Raw genomic sequence first — 14,639 nt, 5'->3', positions numbered from 1 at the left:
GGAACGGCCTCGCTCGGTAGCGACACCGTACCCTTGGGTAACTTCACGCAGGTGAACCGGCCGGTGACCGCATGCGGTCACTCCTCCTGCGGGACGGCCGCGGCGGTGGCCGCTTCCGGCCCGTCGGCGAGCAGCACCCGGAAACCCTCCTCGTCCAGGACCGGCACGCCGAGCTTGACGGCCTTGTCGTACTTGGAGCCGGGGCTGTCGCCGACGACCACGAACCCGGTCTTCTTGGACACCGAGCCGGACACCTTGCCGCCGAGCCCCTGCACGGCCTCGGTCGCCGAGTCGCGGCTGTAGCCCTCCAGCGACCCGGTGATGACGACCGACACGCCCTCCAGGGGGCGCGGCCCGCCGGCGCCCTCGTCGGCCATCCGGACGCCCGCCCGCGCCCACTTGTCGACGATCTCGGCGTGCCACGGCTCGGCGAACCAGTTCTTGATGGAGGCGGCGATGGTCGGCCCGACGCCGTCGACGGCGGCGAGCTCCTCCTCCGACGCGGCGCGGATCGCCTCGATCGAGCCCATCTCGCGGGCGAGGTCCTGGGCGGCGCGCGGCCCGACGTGCCGGATGGACAGCCCGACGAGGACCCGCCAGAGCGGCCGCTCCTTGGCCTTCGCCAGCTCCTCCAGCAGCGTCCCGGTGGACTTCTTCGGCTCCCCGTCCTGGTTGGCGAAGAAGGTGACGACCTTCTCCTCGCCGGTCTTGGGGTCGAGCCGCGGCAGGCCGCTGCGCGGCTCGCGCACCACCGTCCGGATCGGCAGCAGCCGGTCGACGGACAGGTCGAACAGGTCGCCCTCGTTCTCGATCGGCGGCTCGTCGGGCTCCAGCGGCTGGGTGAGCGCGGTCGCCGCGACGTAGCCGAGCGCCTCGATGTCCAGCGACTTGCGGCCGGCCAGGAAGTACAGGCGCTCGCGGAGCTGCGCCGGGCAGCGCCGGGCGTTCGGGCAGCGGATGTCGGCGTCGCCCTCCTTCTCGTAGGCGAGCGGCGTGCCGCACTCGGGGCACTCGGCGGGCATCCGGAACTCGCGCTCGGTGCCGTCCCGCAGGTCGGTGACGGGCGCGACAATCTCGGGGATGACGTCGCCGGCCTTGCGCAGCACGATGGTGTCGCCGATGAGGACGCCCTTGCGCTTCACCTCGCCCGCGTTGTGCAGGGTGGCGTAGGTGACGGTGGACCCGGCGACGGTGATCGGCTCCATCACGCCGTAGGGGGTGACGCGGCCGGTGCGGCCGACGCCGACCTTGATGTCGAGCAGCTTGGTGTTGACCTCCTCCGGCGGGTACTTCCACGCGATCGCCCAGCGGGGCGCGCGGGAGGTGGACCCGAGGCGGCGCTGCAGCGCGAACTGGTCGACCTTGACGACGACGCCGTCGATCTCGTAGGCGGGGTCGTGGCGGTGCTCGCCGTAATGGGCGATGTAGTCGCGGACGGCGTCCATCCCGCCGACGACCTTGTAGCGGTCGCTGGTGGGCAGGCCCCAGCCGCGCATCAGCTCGTAGGCGTGCGACTGGCTGTCGGGGACCGTGCCGCCTTCCCAGGCGCCGAACCCGTGCACGAGCATGCCGAGGGGGCGGTGCGCGGTGACGCGCGGGTCCTTCTGCCGCAGCGACCCGGCGGCGGCGTTGCGGGGGTTGGCGAACGGCCGCTTGCCCGCCTCCACCTGCGCGGCGTTGACCTGCTCGAACCCCTCGACGGGCAGGAAGACCTCGCCGCGCACCTCCAGCAGGTCGGGCCAGCCCTCGCCCGCCAGCCGCTCGGGGACGTCGCCGATGGTGCGGACGTTGTTGGTGACGTCCTCGCCGATGCGCCCGTCGCCGCGGGTGACGCCGCGGACGAGGCGGCCCCGCTCGTAGACCAGCGCGATCGCCAGCCCGTCGATCTTCAGCTCGCAGAGGTACCCGGCGACCTCGCCGACCTCGCGGAGGACGCGCTCGTCCCAGGCGGCCAGCTCCTCGGCGTCCATCGCGTTGTCGAGCGACTGCATGCGCTCCAGGTGCGCGACGGTGGCGAAGTCGGTGGTGATCGGCGCGCCGACCCGCTGCGACGGGGAGTCGGGCGTGACGAGCGCGGGGTGCTCGTCCTCCAGCGCCTGGAGCTCGCGCATGGCGAGGTCGTACTCGTTGTCGGTCAGCGTCGGCTGGTCGAGGACGTAGTACCGGTAGCCGGCCTCATCGAGCCTCTCGGCCAGCTCCTTGTGCCTGCGGGCCGCGGCCGCGGGAACTCCGTCGGGTGAGGTCATGCCCCCATTGTCGCGCGCCCCACCGACATTCCGGCCGGTACGCCACCCCGGGATCGATCTCCGGGGCGGCGTCCGGTACCGGAACTATTCGGCGGCTTCGTAGAGCATCCGGGCGGCCTCGCGGCTGCGCCCGAGCGCCGCCCGCACGTGCCGGGGCGAGGCGCCGGCGAGGCCGCAGGCGGGCGTGACGACGACCTGGCGGCCGAGCTGCGCGGCCGGGAACCCGAGGCGGCGCCAGAGCTCGCGGACGGGCGCGGCGGTCGCCGCGAGCGGCGGCAGCGCGGCGTCGGTCGCCGGGACGGCGCCGAGGAACAGCGCGACGCCGGCGTCGATCGCCTCGCCCACCGCGTCGTCGTCGCGCTCGGGCACCAGCGCGAGGTCGACGGAGATGCCGCGCGCGCCCGCGCCGCGCAGCAGCGCGTACGGGACGCGCCGCGCGCAGCAGTGCACGAGCGGGAACACCTCGCCCGCCTTCCCGATCACCTGCCGGAGGCCCTCCTCGGCGATCGGCGCCTCGACCGGCCGCAGCCGCGAGAAGCCGCTCGCCGTCGGCACCGCGCCGGCGAGGACGGCGGGCAGCGACGGCTCGTCGAGCTGGAGCAGCAGGGTCGCGGCGGGCAGCCGGCGCTTCACCTCGGCGACGTGGCGGGCGACGCCCTCGGCGAGCGAGGCGGTGAGGTCGCGGACGGCGCCCGGGTCCTTCAGCGCCCGCTCGCCGTTCGGCATCTCGATGGACGCCGCCAGCGTCCACGGCCCCGCCACCTGGATCTTGAGGGGGCCGTCGTGCCCGCCCGCCTGCTCCTCCAGCGCGTCGAGGTCGCGGGCCATCCAGTCGAGGGCGCGGCGGGTGTCGCGGCCGGGCCGGTCGGCGAACCGCCAGCCGGACGGCTCGACCCGGACGGGCAGCTCGACGAGCAGCCCCGCCGAGCGTCCGATCATGTCGGCGCCGGGGCCGCGCGCGGGCAGCTCGGGCAGGTGCGGCAGCTCGGGCAGCTCGCCGAGGACGATCCGCAGCGCCTCGGCGGCGTCGGTGCCGGGGTAGGACCCGACGCCGGTCGCGGTGCCCGGCCCCCAGGGGTAGCCGGTCACAGGAGGGCCGCCATCGTGTCGAGGCGGGCGAGGGTGGCGTCCTCGGGCTCGGTCGGCAGGTTGAACAGGACGCGGTCCACGCCGGCGTCGGTGAGGGCGGCGACGTTCTCGGCCTTCGGCACGACGCCGAACACCGTGACCGGGACGCGGCGCCCGGCCCGGTCGCGCAGCTCGGCGATCTGGCCGGCCAGCCCGTCGGTGCCGCGGCCGTGGATGGGCATCCAGCCGTCGCCGAACTCGATCACCCGGTCGAAGGTGGTGGGGCCGCTGCCGCCGACGAGGACCGGCGGGTGCGGGTCCTGGACGGGCTTGGGGTAGGAGAAGACGGGGTCGAAGTCGACGAACTCGCCGTGGAACTCGGCCTTCTCGGCCGTCCACAGCTCCTTGACGGCGAGGACCCGCTCGCGCAGCAGCCGCATCCGGGTCTTCGGCTCGGTGCCGTGGTTGCGCATCTCCTCGCGGTTCCAGCCGGCGCCGACGCCGAGCTGCGCCCGCCCGCCGGAGACCAGGTCGAGGGAGGCGACCTCCTTGGCCAGCACGATCGGGTCGCGCTGGACCACCAGCGCGATGCCGGTGCCGACGATCAGGCGCTCGGTGACGGTGGCGGCGGCGGTGAGCGCCACGAACGGGTCGAGCGTCCGGTAGTACTGGCGGGGCAGCTCGGCGCCGCCGGGCCACGGGGACTCGCGGCTCGCCGGGATGTGGGTGTGCTCGGCCAGGAACAGCGCGCCGAAGCCGCGCTCCTCCAGGGCGCGGCCGAGCGGCGCGGGGCCGATCCCGTCGTCGGTCACGAACGTCGAGACACCGAACTCCACGTGGGACTCCTTACACAGGTGCGGGGCTGCTCAGGCGGACACGCGGGCGGCCTCGGCGATCGTCGCCGAGCCGAGCACGCGGTCCCCCGCGTACAGTACGGCCGCCTGGCCGGGCGCGATGCCGCGGGCGGGCCGCGCCAGGCTGATCACCAGCCCGTCGCCGCCGTCGCGGAACCCGGCGACGCAGTCGTACACCTCGCCGTGGGCGCGCAACTGCACCTGGCAGCCGAACCGGCCGCCGGGAGCCGCGCCGAGCCACACCGGCCGTTCGGTGACGATCTCCCGGACGTCCAGGGCCTCGCGGGGGCCGACGGTGACGGTGTTGGTCACCGGCGAGATGTCGAGGACGTAGCGGGGCCGCCCGTCGGCCGCGGGGCGGCCGAGGCGGAGGCCCTTGCGCTGCCCGACGGTGAAGCCGTAGGCGCCCTCGTGCTCGCCGAGCACCTCCCCGGAGGCGTCCACGATCGGGCCGGGCTCGGCGCCGAGGCGCTCGGCGAGGAACCCGCGGGTGTCGCCGTCGGCGATGAAGCAGATGTCGTGGCTGTCGGGCTTGTCGGCGACGGTGAGGCCGCGCCGGGCGGCCTCGGCGCGGATGCCGGCCTTGGTGGTGTCGCCGAGCGGGAACAGCGCCCGCGACAGCTGCTCGGGAGTGCAGACGGCGAGGACGTAGGACTGGTCCTTGCCCTCGTCGACGCCGCGGCGCAGCACGCCGTCCGCGAGCCGGGCGTAGTGGCCGGTGCAGACGGCGTCGAAGCCGAGCGCGACGGCCCGGTCCAGCAGCGCCTCGAACTTGATCTTCTCGTTGCAGCGCAGGCACGGGTTCGGGGTGCGGCCGGCGGCGTACTCGCTCACGAAGTCCTCGACCACGTCCCGGTGGAAGCGTTCGGCGAGGTCCCACACGTAGAACGGGATGCCGATGACGTCGGCGGCGCGGCGGGCGTCCCGGGAGTCCTCCAGGGTGCAGCAGCCGCGCGCGCCGGTCCGGTAGGACTGCGGGTTGCTCGACAGGGCCATGTGCACGCCGGTGACGTCGTGCCCGGCCTCGGCCGCGCGGGCGGCGGCCACGGCCGAGTCGACGCCGCCCGACATGGCGGCGAGTACGCGGAGAGTCATAGGTCTTCGAGGGTACGCGCCGCCGGGGGTGCCGCGCCTTCCGGTAAAGCGCGGCGGCGGACGGCGAGCGGCGGTTTGCGCGTACGATGTCACCCGCCATGGGAATCTTTCGCCGCCCTCGCGAGGCCTCGTCCGCCGCCGCTCTGCCCGCCATCGTCGAGTTCTGGGAGTGGTGGGCGCCGAACCGCCCGGCGGCCCAGTCCGCCCTCGCCGCCGACGGCGACGCCGCGGCGTCCGACTCCCCGGTCGGCCTGCCGACCGAGCTGGTGGAGGAGCTGACCCTGCGGGTCCACAAGATCCACCCGGAGCTGCAGTGGGAGATCGGCGGCGCGGACGGCCGCACCCCGACGCTCACCGTGACCGGCGGCGGCGACCCGGGCCTTCGCGGCCTCGCCGAGCGGTGGTGCCGCGCGGCGCCCCCCGGCGGAGCGGACGGCTGGCGGTACTTCCCGGCGCGGCAGGCCGACCCGGAGATGCTGGCGCAGGAGCTGGTGCTCGGCGACCACGAGTTCGACCTGGAGTACGTGCGGCTCGGCATGCGCGCCGACCAGGCCCGCGGCCGCGTCGACATCGCCGGCTACCACCCCGACTTCCTGTTCGTCCCCGACGAGCTCCAGGCGCAGGTCGTCGCGCACGTGCTCGACTGGGCGCTCGGCGAGGACGACGTGGCGCGCTGGGTCGGGCGGGTCACCGTCGCCGCCGAGGCGCCGATCGACGCGCTGCCGCCCGCGATGCTGCCGGCCGTCGTCGAGCAGGTCACCGAGGACTTCGCCGAGCCGGCCTGGCTGACCGGCGAGGGCCGCACGCCGCGCGGGCACCCGTCCCGCATCGCGGCGCGGTTCCCGCTGCACCGGGCCGACCACCCGCTCTGCGACCTGCACGTGGCGGTGACGCTGCCCTACGCCCACGCCAACCCCGACCGGCTGCCGGTCGAGCCGTCGGCCAAGGCGCTCCGCAAGTTCGAGGAGCGGCTGGCGCGGCTCGGGGCCGCGGCGGTGCTCGCGGTCCGCGAGACCGGCGACGGCCTCCAGGTCTTCCACCTGTACGCCGACCCCGACTCCGCGGCGGTGTCGGAGCTGGACCAGATGGCCGCGGCCTGGCCCGAGGGCAAGGCCAAGGTCGCCTCGGTCAGCGACCCGGGCTGGCGGGCGCTCGCCCCCTTCCGGCCCTGACCGCACCCGTGATCGCACGCGAGCGCGCCACCCGCCGGGCGGGTGGCGCGCTCGCGGTGGCGTCCCGGCCGGCCCGTCAGTGGGCGGAGCCGGCGGCCTCGACCTTGCGCCAGCGGGCCTCGCAGAACGAGTAGGCACCGAAGATCAGCACGCCGATCGCGACGGCGACGAGCAGCCAGGGGCCGGCGGGGGTCTGCGCGAACTCGCGCAGGGTGCCGTCCAAGCCCTTGGCCTTCTTCGGGTCGAACTGGACGGCGGCGTTGACGAGGAACGCCCCGACGCTGCCGAACACCAGGCCGCGCGAGGCGCGCCCGACGATGCCGAGGACCTTGACGACCTTCTCGACGGTCGGGCTCATCTCGTTCGTCTTCAGCTTCTTCAGGAACTTGCGGCGCACCGCGCCGACGATGTTGCCGACGCCCCAGGCGACGAAGCCGAGGCCGACGAGCAGCACCAGCCAGCGGCCGCCGGGCTCGCCCATGGCCTTGGCCGACCAGCTCTGCGACTGCTCGTTGCTGGACTTGCCGCCCTGCCCGAGCACGAAGCTCAGCATGCCGATGAAACCGGCGGTGTAGAAGATCCCGCGGCCGAAGGACGCCAGGCGCTTGGTCGCCTTGTCGCCGTCGGCGACGGGCTGCCCGAAGGCCGCCTCGGAGAACCGCCAGGCCGCCAGGCCGAAGAACCCGATCACCACCAGCCAGAGCATGACGGTGCCGCCGGGCTTCTCGGCGATGGTCTGCATCGCGCCCGTCTTGTCGGCCTGCTCGCCGTTGTCGCCGAAGGCGATCTGCAGCGCGAGCCAGCCCACCAGGAGGTAGATCACGCCGCGGGCGACGAGCCCCGCGCGGGAGAACCGGTGGAACCACTTGCTCGACGCGACCTTGTGGCCCTGCCGCTTGCCCTCGTGGGCCGCCTGCCGGCCCGCCTGCTTGGCGTCGTTGCCCGCCACGTTCGCTGCCATCCCAGCCCCTCCTTCAGACGGCAGGGCTGTGCCCGGCCACCGGAAGGTCAAACTTGCGTAAAACGGCATATGTGGATCACGGAACCGCAGCTCATGATGGCCGGTGCTCCTGCGAACCGTGCTGACGCTGTCCCTGCTCTCCCCCGCCCATCCGGCCGTCCCGGACGCCCGCCAGGTCACCCCGGGCGCGGTGTGGCGGCCGCTCGCCTTCGGCGGCGCGCGCGGCTCGGTGCTGGAGGTCGACCTGCGCCGCGCCCGCCTCGGGCTGCTGCGGCCGCCGCGCGTGGCGTCCCGCCTCACCACCTCGGCGATGGTGCGGGCGGCGGGGGCCCTCGCGGGCGTCAACGGCGACTTCTTCCACATCAGCGAGCGCCAGCACCCCGGCGTCCCGGCGACGGGCGCCCCGGTCGGCCCCGAGGTCGCGAACGGCGTGCCCGTCAAGGGTCCGGTGCCCCTCGGGCAGCGCTACGGCCCGGACCTGCCGGCCGGCGCGCCCGCCGACACCGTGATCGGCACGGACGCGGCGGGCCGGGGCCGGGTGTTCCGGCTCGCGCTGCGCGGCAGGGTGCGGATCGGCGGGCGGCGGCTGCCCGTCGCGGGCCTGAACCAGTACGCGCTGCCCGCCGGCGGCGTCGGGGTGTTCACGCCCGCCTGGGGCGCGGCCTCGCGCGCCCGCGCGTTCTGCGGCGACGACCGGCGGCGCGGGGCGGACTGCACCCCCGACACGGCGGCGGTGACGGTGCGCGGCGGCCGGGTGACGGGGCTCGCCGACCCGGGCGGCGAGCTGCCGGCCGGGACGGTCCTGCTGGCCGGCCGGGAGGACGGCGCGGCGCCGCTGCGGGCGGCGCGCGTCGGCGACCCCGTCGCGGTGTCCTACCGGCTCGCGGGCCGGGTCCGGCCGCGCTTCGCGCTCGGCGGCCTGCCGGTGCTGCGCGACGGCGCCCCGCTGGGCGGGCTCCCCGACACCCCGAGGCGGGCGCGCACCGTCGCCGGGGTGAGCGCCGACGGCCGCCGCGTGTACCTGGCGGTCGTGGACGGGGCGCGCGGCGCCGGGCAGGGCCTGTCGCTCGCCGGCGCCGCCGCGCTGCTGCGGCGGCTGCACGCCGACGACGGCGTCGCGCTGGACGGCGGCGGCTCGTCCACGATGGTGGTGCGGCTGCCCGGCGAGGGCGCCGCGACCGTCCGCAACCATCCCTCCGACTCGCGGGAGCGGCCCGTCGCGAACGGCATCGGGGTGTTCGCGGCGCGCTGAGCCGCGGGTCCCGTCCCGGCCGGCTCAGCCGAGCCCGGCGCGGCGGGCCCGCTCGACGACCGGCCCGATGGCCTCGGCGAGCGCCGCCACGTCGGCGCCGGTGGAGGTGTGGCCGAGGGTGAAGCGGAGCGAGCCCCGGGCGCGGGCGGGGTCGGCGCCCATGGCGAGGAGCACGTGGCTCGGCTGGGACACCCCGGCCGAGCACGCCGAGCCGGTGGAGCAGGCGATGCCGCGCGCGTCCAGCAGCATCAGCAGGGCGTCGCCCTCGCAGCCGGGGAAGGAGAAGTGGGCGTTGCCGGGCAAGCGGTCGGCCGGGTCGCCGTTCAGCACCGCGCCCGGGACGGCGGCGCGGACGGCGGCGATCAGCTCGTCGCGCAGCCCGGCGAGGCGGGCCGCCTCGGCCGCGCGCCGCTCGGCCGACAGCCGCACGGCGGCGGCGAACCCGGCGATCGCGGGGGTGTCCAGGGTGCCCGAGCGGACGTCGCGCTCCTGGCCGCCGCCGTGCAGCACCGGGACGGGGTCGGTGCCCTTGGCGAGCAGCAGCGCGCCGACGCCGAGCGGGCCGCCGATCTTGTGGCCGCTCAGCGTGAGGGCCCGCGCGCCGGACGCCGCGAACGACACCGGCAGGACGCCCGCGGCCTGCACCGCGTCGGTGTGGAAGGGCACGCCGTGCTCGGCGGCGATCGCGGCGAGCTCGGCGACCGGCTGCACGGTGCCGACCTCGTTGTTGGCCCACATGACGGTGACCAGGGCGACGTCGGGGCCCATCGCGGCGCGCAGCGTCCCGGGCCGCACCCGGCCGAGCCCGTCGACCGGCAGCCACTCGACGCGGGCGCCCTCGTGGTCGCCGAGCCACTGCACGGTGTCCAGGACGGCGTGGTGCTCGACGGCCGAGGCCAGCACCCGGACGCGGCCGGGGTCCGCGGCGCGGGCCGCCCAGTACAGGCCCTTGACGGCGAGGTTGTCGGCCTCGGTGCCGCCCGAGGTGAAGATCACCTCGCTCGGCCGGGCGCCGAACGCGTCGGCGATCAGCTCGCGGGACTCCTCGACGACCCGGCGCGCGCGGCGGCCGGCCGCGTGCAGGGACGAGGGGTTGCCGAGCTCGGCCAGTTCGGCGGTCATCGCCGCGATGGCCTCGGGCAGCATCGGGGTCGTCGCCGCATGGTCGAGGTAGGTCACCACGGCTCTCAGATTATCCGCGCCGGGCCCGTCCCCCGGCCGCCGGTCCGCCCCCGCCGGTAAGCGGGCGCTGACCTGGGAATATCCGGCCCGGTCCCCGGGTTGGCGACTGTACCGTCCGGTCGGTACAGTGAGGGGATCATGACGAAGGACGCCCTGCTCGACGCCGCGGAGTCCGTGCTCTTCGAGCACGGCACGCAGGCGCTCACCCTCGCCGCGGTCGCGGACCGCGCCGGGGTCAGCAAGGGCGGCCTCCTCTACCACTTCCCCACCAAGGAAGCCCTGGTCACCGCCATGGTGGCGCGGGTCATCGCGGAGTTCGACGAGCTGATCGACTCCTTCGACGACGGCGCTCCGGGCGGCCGCGACCGCGCCTACGTCCTCGCCACCTTCGAGATCCTCACCGGCGAGGCGCGGGCGCACCGCCGCTGGTCGGCGATCACCGCGGCGGCCGCCGACCCCGAGCTGGCCGCGCCGCTGAACGAGGCGATGGCCCGCTGGCACGGGCGGCCGAACGGGCACGAGCCCTGCGGCGAGGATCCGGACCCGGTGGGGTCCATGGTCGTCCGCCTCGCGGCGGAGGGCCTCTGGGAAGTGGTGAGCCACGCGCCCGGCCTCTACGACGGGGCCCGGCTCGAAGCGCTCAAGCAGCGCCTGCTCGGCCTGCTGCCGCGGTAACGACCGCGCGACTCCCCCGGCACGACACGGCGACTCCGCTCCCCTGACGGGGTTGGAGCGCTCCAGTCCGCCCGCACCGGGGCGCCCCCGCGCCCCGCCGATTACGAGAAAGAGGTGAACACCATGCTGCTGCGCGCGCGTATCGGGACGTTCGCGACCTTCGTCCTGGCCGGGGTGCTCTGCGGAACCTGGGTGGCCCGGATGCCCGCGCTGACCGAGAAGTTCCGGCTCGACGAGGGCCGGGTCGGCATCGTGGTGCTCGTCTGGGGCCTCGGCGCCCTGGTGGCGATGCAGGGCCTCCGCGGCGTGATGGCCCGCCACGGCAGCCGCGCCAACCTGCGGGTCGCGCTGCCGCTCGCCTCGGTCGCCGCCGCCGGCGTCGCCCTCGCCCCCTCCTACGCGGTGCTGCTCGGCGCGGTCGCGGCGTTCGGGATGGCCTTCGGGATCACCGACATCGCGATGAACGCGCAGGCCGCCGTGGTCGAGCGGGCCTACCGGCGCCCCGTCCTCAGCGGGATGCACGCCGGATGGTGCGTCGGCGCGATGGCGGGCGGCCTGTTCGGCGTCGCCACCGCGGCCGCCGGCCTCGGCTTCACCGCGGCCGTGCTGACGGCCGCGCTCGTGACGTTCCCGGTCGGGCTCGCGCTCGGCCGCACCTACCTCGCCGACCCGCCGGCCATCGCCGCCGCGGCGGGCGGGCGCCGCGCCCGGATGCCGGCCGCCGTCTACCTGATCGGCGTGCTCGCCTTCATCGCGTTCATGACCGAGGGCTCGATCGCCGACTGGAGCGGGCTGCTGCTGCACGACGAGCTCGGCTCGACGCAGGCCGTCGCCGCGCTCGGCTACCCGGTGTTCCAGCTCGCGATGCTCGCCGGCCGCCTCATCGGCGACCGGCTGCGGGTCCTCGTCGGCACCCGCCGCCTGCTCACCGGCGCCGGGATCGGCACCGCCGCGGGCATGGCCGTCGTGGTGACCGCGCCGTCGGTGCCGGTCGCGATCGCCGGGCTCTTCCTGACCGGCCTCGTCGTCTGCACCATCGTCCCGACGACGATCTCGCTGGCCGGCACCACCGCCCCCGACCGCCCGGCGGCCGCCGTCGCGCAGGTCGGCGCGATGGGCTACGGCGGCCTGCTGCTCGGCCCGGTGCTCGTCGGGTTCCTGTCGGACGCGACCTCGCTCCGCGTCGGCGTCGGCGTCGTCGTGGTGCTGGCGCTGCTCATCGCGGCGGGCGCCCGGTTCGTGCCGCTCGGCCCCGCGGACGCCGCCGGGACCGGCGACGCCGGGGCGGACCTGCGGGTCGCCGAGGCCGAGCCGCTCGCCGCCTGACCGCGACCGGTACCTCCTGCTATAAACCTTCCGTCGATCCGATTCGGGGAGGTCCGCCGTGAGCGGCTGGCGGGTACCGGGGTACACCGAGCTGTCGGTGCTCGGCGAGGGCGGGCAGGGCCGCGTCGTGCTCGCCCGGCACGACGCGACCGGCCGGGTCGCCGCGATCAAGTACGTGCTCGGCGCGGACCTGCCGCGCGAGCGGTTCCGCGCCGAGGCGGCCCTGCTCGCGCGGGTCCGCGACCCGCACATCGCCCAGGTGTACGGGCTGGTCGAGGACGCCGAGGGCGCCGCGATCGTCATGGAGGCGGTGGACGGCGCCTCGCTGAAGCACGTCCTCGCCGAGCGGGGCGCGCTCGCGCCGGAGGCGGCGCTCGGCGTCCTGAAGGGCTCGCTGCTCGGCCTGGCCGCCGCGCACGCCGTCGGCGTCGTCCACCGCGACTACAAGCCCGCGAACGTCGTCGTGCGCGCCGACGGGCTCAGCAAGCTGATCGACTTCGGGATCGCGGCGGACGCGGGCGCCGCCGACCGCTCGGGCACGCCCGTCTACATGGCGCCCGAGCAGTGGCGGGCCGAGCCGGCCTCGCCCGCCACCGACGTGTACGCCGCGACGTGCGTGTTCGTGGAGTGCGTGACCGGGCGCCGGCCGTTCGAGGCGGCCGGCCTCGCCGAGCTGCGCGAGCGGCACCTGAACGGCCCGGTGCCGGTGGACGGCGTTCCTGAGCTGCTGCGCCCGCTCGTGCTGAGCGGCCTCGCCAAGGACCCGTGGGACCGCCCGGCGGGCGCCGAGGCGTTCGTCACGCGGCTGGAGGCCGTCGCGAGCGACGCCTACGGGCCGGGCTGGGAGGAGCGCGGCGTCCGGCTGCTGGCCGGGGCGGTCGCCGCGCTCGCCGCGCTGTTCCCGCTGACCGCGCTCGGGATCGCGCCCGGCGGCGCCGCCGCGGCGGGCGGTGCGGCCGCCGCGGGCGGGGGCGCCGCGGGCGGGAGCGCGGCGGGCGGCTCGGCGGCCGCCAAGGGCGCCGCCGGGGTGCTCGCCGGCAAGGCCGGGATCGCCGCGGCGGGCGCCGCCGTCGTGGTCGCGGCGGCGGGCGGGGCCGCGTACGTGGCCGCGTCCGGCGACGGGAAGAAGCCGCCGAAGCCCGTACCGCTGAGCTTCGCGCTGGCGGCCTACAGCGATCCGGCCACCGCGCCGCAGCTCACGCCGGGCGGGCGGCTCGTCCAGGCGCGCGGCGGCTCCCCCGAACTCGCCAAGAAGATCAACGCCGCGCTGCGCGCCCCGCTGGACGCGCGCCAGCAGTACTACCGGACGTCGCTCCAGAGCTACCGGGCGGCGCCCGCGACGTCGGCGGTGCAGGCCCGGATCGTGCTGAACGGCCCGCGCTACCTGTCGGTCGTGTACGACGTCACGCTGAACTCCAAGGAACTGTCGCACCCGACGTGGAACCGCTCGCTCGCGGTGAACGTGGACCTGCGGACGGGCGCGCCGCTCGCGCTCCCGGCGATCCTCGGCGAGAAGGGCCTCACGGCGGCGGGCACGCAGCGCCTCGCCGCCCTGCTCCAGAAGGGGTCGCAAGGCGGCTGCCTCGCCGAGAAACGCCCCGCGATCAGCCGGCGGCAGCTCACCGACCCGAACCCGTACGTCGTCGCCGCCCTCGACAAGAGCGACCTCGTCGTGCTCGTGGACGACGTCGGGCTCGGCGGCATCACCGCCTGCGGGCAGGAGACCGTCCGCGTCCCCTACAGCGGCCTCGGCGCCTACGTCCGCCCCGACGTCGTCCGGGACGCGGGGGCCTGAGAAAAGCGGAACGTCCCACGGCGGCCGGCCGCAGGCCGCCGTGGGACGTTCCGGTCGTGCTACTTGCGCTTGCCGATCTCCTCGGTGAGCTGCGGGGCGATCTGGAACAGGTCGCCCACCACCCCGAAGTCGACCAGCTCGAAGATGGGCGCCTCGGCGTCCTTGTTGATCGCCACGATCGTCTTCGAGGTCTGCATGCCGGCCCGGTGCTGGATGGCGCCGGAGATGCCGACCGCGATGTAGAGCTGCGGCGACACCGTCTTGCCGGTCTGGCCGACCTGGAAGGAGTGCGGGTACCAGCCGGCGTCGGTCGCGGCGCGGGAGGCGCCGACGGCCGCGCCGAGCGAGTCGGCCAGCTCCTCGATGATCTTGAAGTTGTCGCCGGAGCCGACGCCGCGGCCGCCGGAGACCACGATCGAGGCCTCGGTGAGGTCGGGGCGCTCGCCCTTCTCCTCGACGACCTTCTCCACGATCTTCGCGCCCTTGTCGGCGTCGCTCAGCGTGACGGCCACCTGCTCCTCGGCCGGGGTCGCCGGGGCGGCCTCGGGGGCGATGGAGTTCGGGCGCACCGCGATGATCGGGGTGCCGGCCTTCACCTTGGCGTGCGAGATGATGCCGCCGCCGAAGATGGAGTGCTCGGCGACGAAGCCGTCGGCGACGTCCACCACGTCGGTGAGGACGCCGGAGCCGGTCTTGACCGCGAGACGGCCGGCGATCTCCTTGCCCTCGCCGGTGGCGGCGACGAGCACCGCGGCCGGGGACTTGCTCCCCACCAGCTCGGCGAGCAGCGCGGCCTTCGGCGCCACGACGTAGGAGGCCAGCTCCTCGTCGCCGACGTAGACCTTCTGCGCGCCGTACTCGGCGAGCTTGTCCTTGGCGCCGTCGTAGCCGGCGCCGACCCATACCGCCGACGCCTCGCCGAGGCGGTTGGCCAGCGTGAGCAGTTCGAGCGTGACCTTCTTGACCTCACCGTCGACGTGGTCGACGAGGACGAGAATCTCAGCCATCGTTCC

The 14,639-nt window shown here is 75.6% G+C and carries 12 protein-coding genes; 5 read left to right on the top strand and 7 right to left on the bottom strand.

Annotated elements, in window-relative coordinates; all coding sequences use genetic code 11:
• Positions 1 to 77 precede the first annotated feature (77 nt).
• The 4 genes from ligA to mnmA form a co-directional block, all read right to left on the bottom strand.
• Positions 78 to 2,246 (bottom strand): NAD-dependent DNA ligase LigA, encoded by a 2,169-nt coding sequence (ligA, locus tag K1Y72_RS19065; protein WP_220167707.1) that lies wholly within the window; start codon positions 2,244 to 2,246, stop codon positions 78 to 80.
• An 84-nt stretch (positions 2,247 to 2,330) separates the two neighbouring features.
• Positions 2,331 to 3,335 carry a methionine synthase gene (locus tag K1Y72_RS19060; RefSeq protein WP_220167706.1) on the bottom strand — a complete coding sequence of 335 codons (1,005 nt, stop codon included), beginning with the start codon at positions 3,333 to 3,335 and terminating at the stop codon, positions 2,331 to 2,333.
• A complete protein-coding gene (locus tag K1Y72_RS19055) occupies positions 3,332 to 4,150 on the bottom strand; it encodes an LLM class F420-dependent oxidoreductase (RefSeq protein WP_220167705.1) in 819 nt (272 codons plus the stop codon). Before K1Y72_RS19055 ends, K1Y72_RS19060 begins: the two co-directional genes overlap by 4 nt.
• A 30-nt stretch (positions 4,151 to 4,180) precedes the next feature.
• Positions 4,181 to 5,263: a tRNA 2-thiouridine(34) synthase MnmA gene (gene mnmA / locus K1Y72_RS19050; RefSeq protein ID WP_220167704.1), complete on the bottom strand. Its 1,083-nt coding sequence runs from the start codon at positions 5,261 to 5,263 to the stop codon at positions 4,181 to 4,183.
• 98 nt (positions 5,264 to 5,361) lie between these two features.
• Between mnmA and K1Y72_RS19045 the strand changes: the two genes are divergently transcribed.
• Entirely contained in the window at positions 5,362 to 6,435 is a 1,074-nt protein-coding gene (locus tag K1Y72_RS19045; RefSeq protein ID WP_258572787.1) for a DUF695 domain-containing protein, read from the top strand.
• A 76-nt stretch (positions 6,436 to 6,511) separates the two neighbouring features.
• On the opposite strand, the gene K1Y72_RS19040 is transcribed toward K1Y72_RS19045, so the two are convergent.
• On the bottom strand, positions 6,512 to 7,396 hold the full coding sequence (locus K1Y72_RS19040) for a DUF1206 domain-containing protein (protein WP_220167702.1): 885 nt from the start codon (positions 7,394 to 7,396) through the stop codon (positions 6,512 to 6,514).
• Between the two features lie 103 nt (positions 7,397 to 7,499).
• Between K1Y72_RS19040 and K1Y72_RS19035 the strand changes: the two genes are divergently transcribed.
• Entirely contained in the window at positions 7,500 to 8,648 is a 1,149-nt protein-coding gene (locus K1Y72_RS19035; protein WP_220167701.1) for a phosphodiester glycosidase family protein, read from the top strand.
• A 24-nt stretch (positions 8,649 to 8,672) separates the two neighbouring features.
• Here the strand turns inward: K1Y72_RS19035 and K1Y72_RS19030 are convergent, their stop codons facing one another.
• On the bottom strand, positions 8,673 to 9,827 hold the full coding sequence (locus tag K1Y72_RS19030; protein ID WP_220167754.1) for a cysteine desulfurase family protein: 1,155 nt from the start codon (positions 9,825 to 9,827) through the stop codon (positions 8,673 to 8,675).
• A gap of 141 nt (positions 9,828 to 9,968) precedes the next feature.
• Between K1Y72_RS19030 and K1Y72_RS19025 the strand changes: the two genes are divergently transcribed.
• The 3 genes from K1Y72_RS19025 (at position 9,969) to K1Y72_RS19015 (ending at position 13,626) form a co-directional block, all read left to right on the top strand.
• Positions 9,969 to 10,505: a TetR/AcrR family transcriptional regulator gene (locus tag K1Y72_RS19025; RefSeq protein WP_220167700.1), complete on the top strand. Its 537-nt coding sequence runs from the start codon at positions 9,969 to 9,971 to the stop codon at positions 10,503 to 10,505.
• Positions 10,506 to 10,628: 123 nt separating this feature from the next.
• On the top strand, positions 10,629 to 11,831 hold the full coding sequence (locus tag K1Y72_RS19020; RefSeq protein ID WP_220167699.1) for an MFS transporter: 1,203 nt from the start codon (positions 10,629 to 10,631) through the stop codon (positions 11,829 to 11,831).
• 58 nt (positions 11,832 to 11,889) lie between these two features.
• The gene (locus K1Y72_RS19015) at positions 11,890 to 13,626 is read left to right on the top strand and encodes a serine/threonine-protein kinase (protein WP_220167698.1); all 1,737 of its coding nucleotides are present in this window, start codon (positions 11,890 to 11,892) and stop codon (positions 13,624 to 13,626) included.
• Positions 13,627 to 13,685: 59 nt separating this feature from the next.
• Here K1Y72_RS19015 and K1Y72_RS19010 read toward each other — a convergent pair whose 3' ends face one another.
• Entirely contained in the window at positions 13,686 to 14,633 is a 948-nt protein-coding gene (locus tag K1Y72_RS19010; protein ID WP_220167697.1) for an electron transfer flavoprotein subunit alpha/FixB family protein, read from the bottom strand.
• Between the last annotated feature and the right edge of the window lie 6 nt (positions 14,634 to 14,639).

Origin of the sequence: Actinomadura parmotrematis (assembly GCF_019458805.1) — a bacterium.
GTDB classification, from domain to species: domain Bacteria; phylum Actinomycetota; class Actinomycetes; order Streptosporangiales; family Streptosporangiaceae; genus Spirillospora; species Spirillospora parmotrematis.
This window is presented reverse-complemented; position numbering and strand designations above follow the sequence as displayed.

Excerpts from the sequence above, each read along its gene's own strand:
- K1Y72_RS19045 (WP_258572787.1), top strand. The coding sequence starts at position 5,362 with ATGGGAATCTTTCGCCGCCCTCGCGAGGCCTCGTCCGCCGCCGCTCTG.
- K1Y72_RS19010 (WP_220167697.1), bottom strand. The coding sequence starts at position 14,633 with ATGGCTGAGATTCTCGTCCTCGTCGACCACGTCGACGGTGAGGTCAAG.
- K1Y72_RS19025 (WP_220167700.1), top strand. The coding sequence starts at position 9,969 with ATGACGAAGGACGCCCTGCTCGACGCCGCGGAGTCCGTGCTCTTCGAG.
- K1Y72_RS19040 (WP_220167702.1), bottom strand. The coding sequence starts at position 7,396 with ATGGCAGCGAACGTGGCGGGCAACGACGCCAAGCAGGCGGGCCGGCAG.
- K1Y72_RS19020 (WP_220167699.1), top strand. The coding sequence starts at position 10,629 with ATGCTGCTGCGCGCGCGTATCGGGACGTTCGCGACCTTCGTCCTGGCC.
- mnmA (WP_220167704.1), bottom strand. The coding sequence starts at position 5,263 with ATGACTCTCCGCGTACTCGCCGCCATGTCGGGCGGCGTCGACTCGGCC.
- ligA (WP_220167707.1), bottom strand. The coding sequence starts at position 2,246 with ATGACCTCACCCGACGGAGTTCCCGCGGCCGCGGCCCGCAGGCACAAG.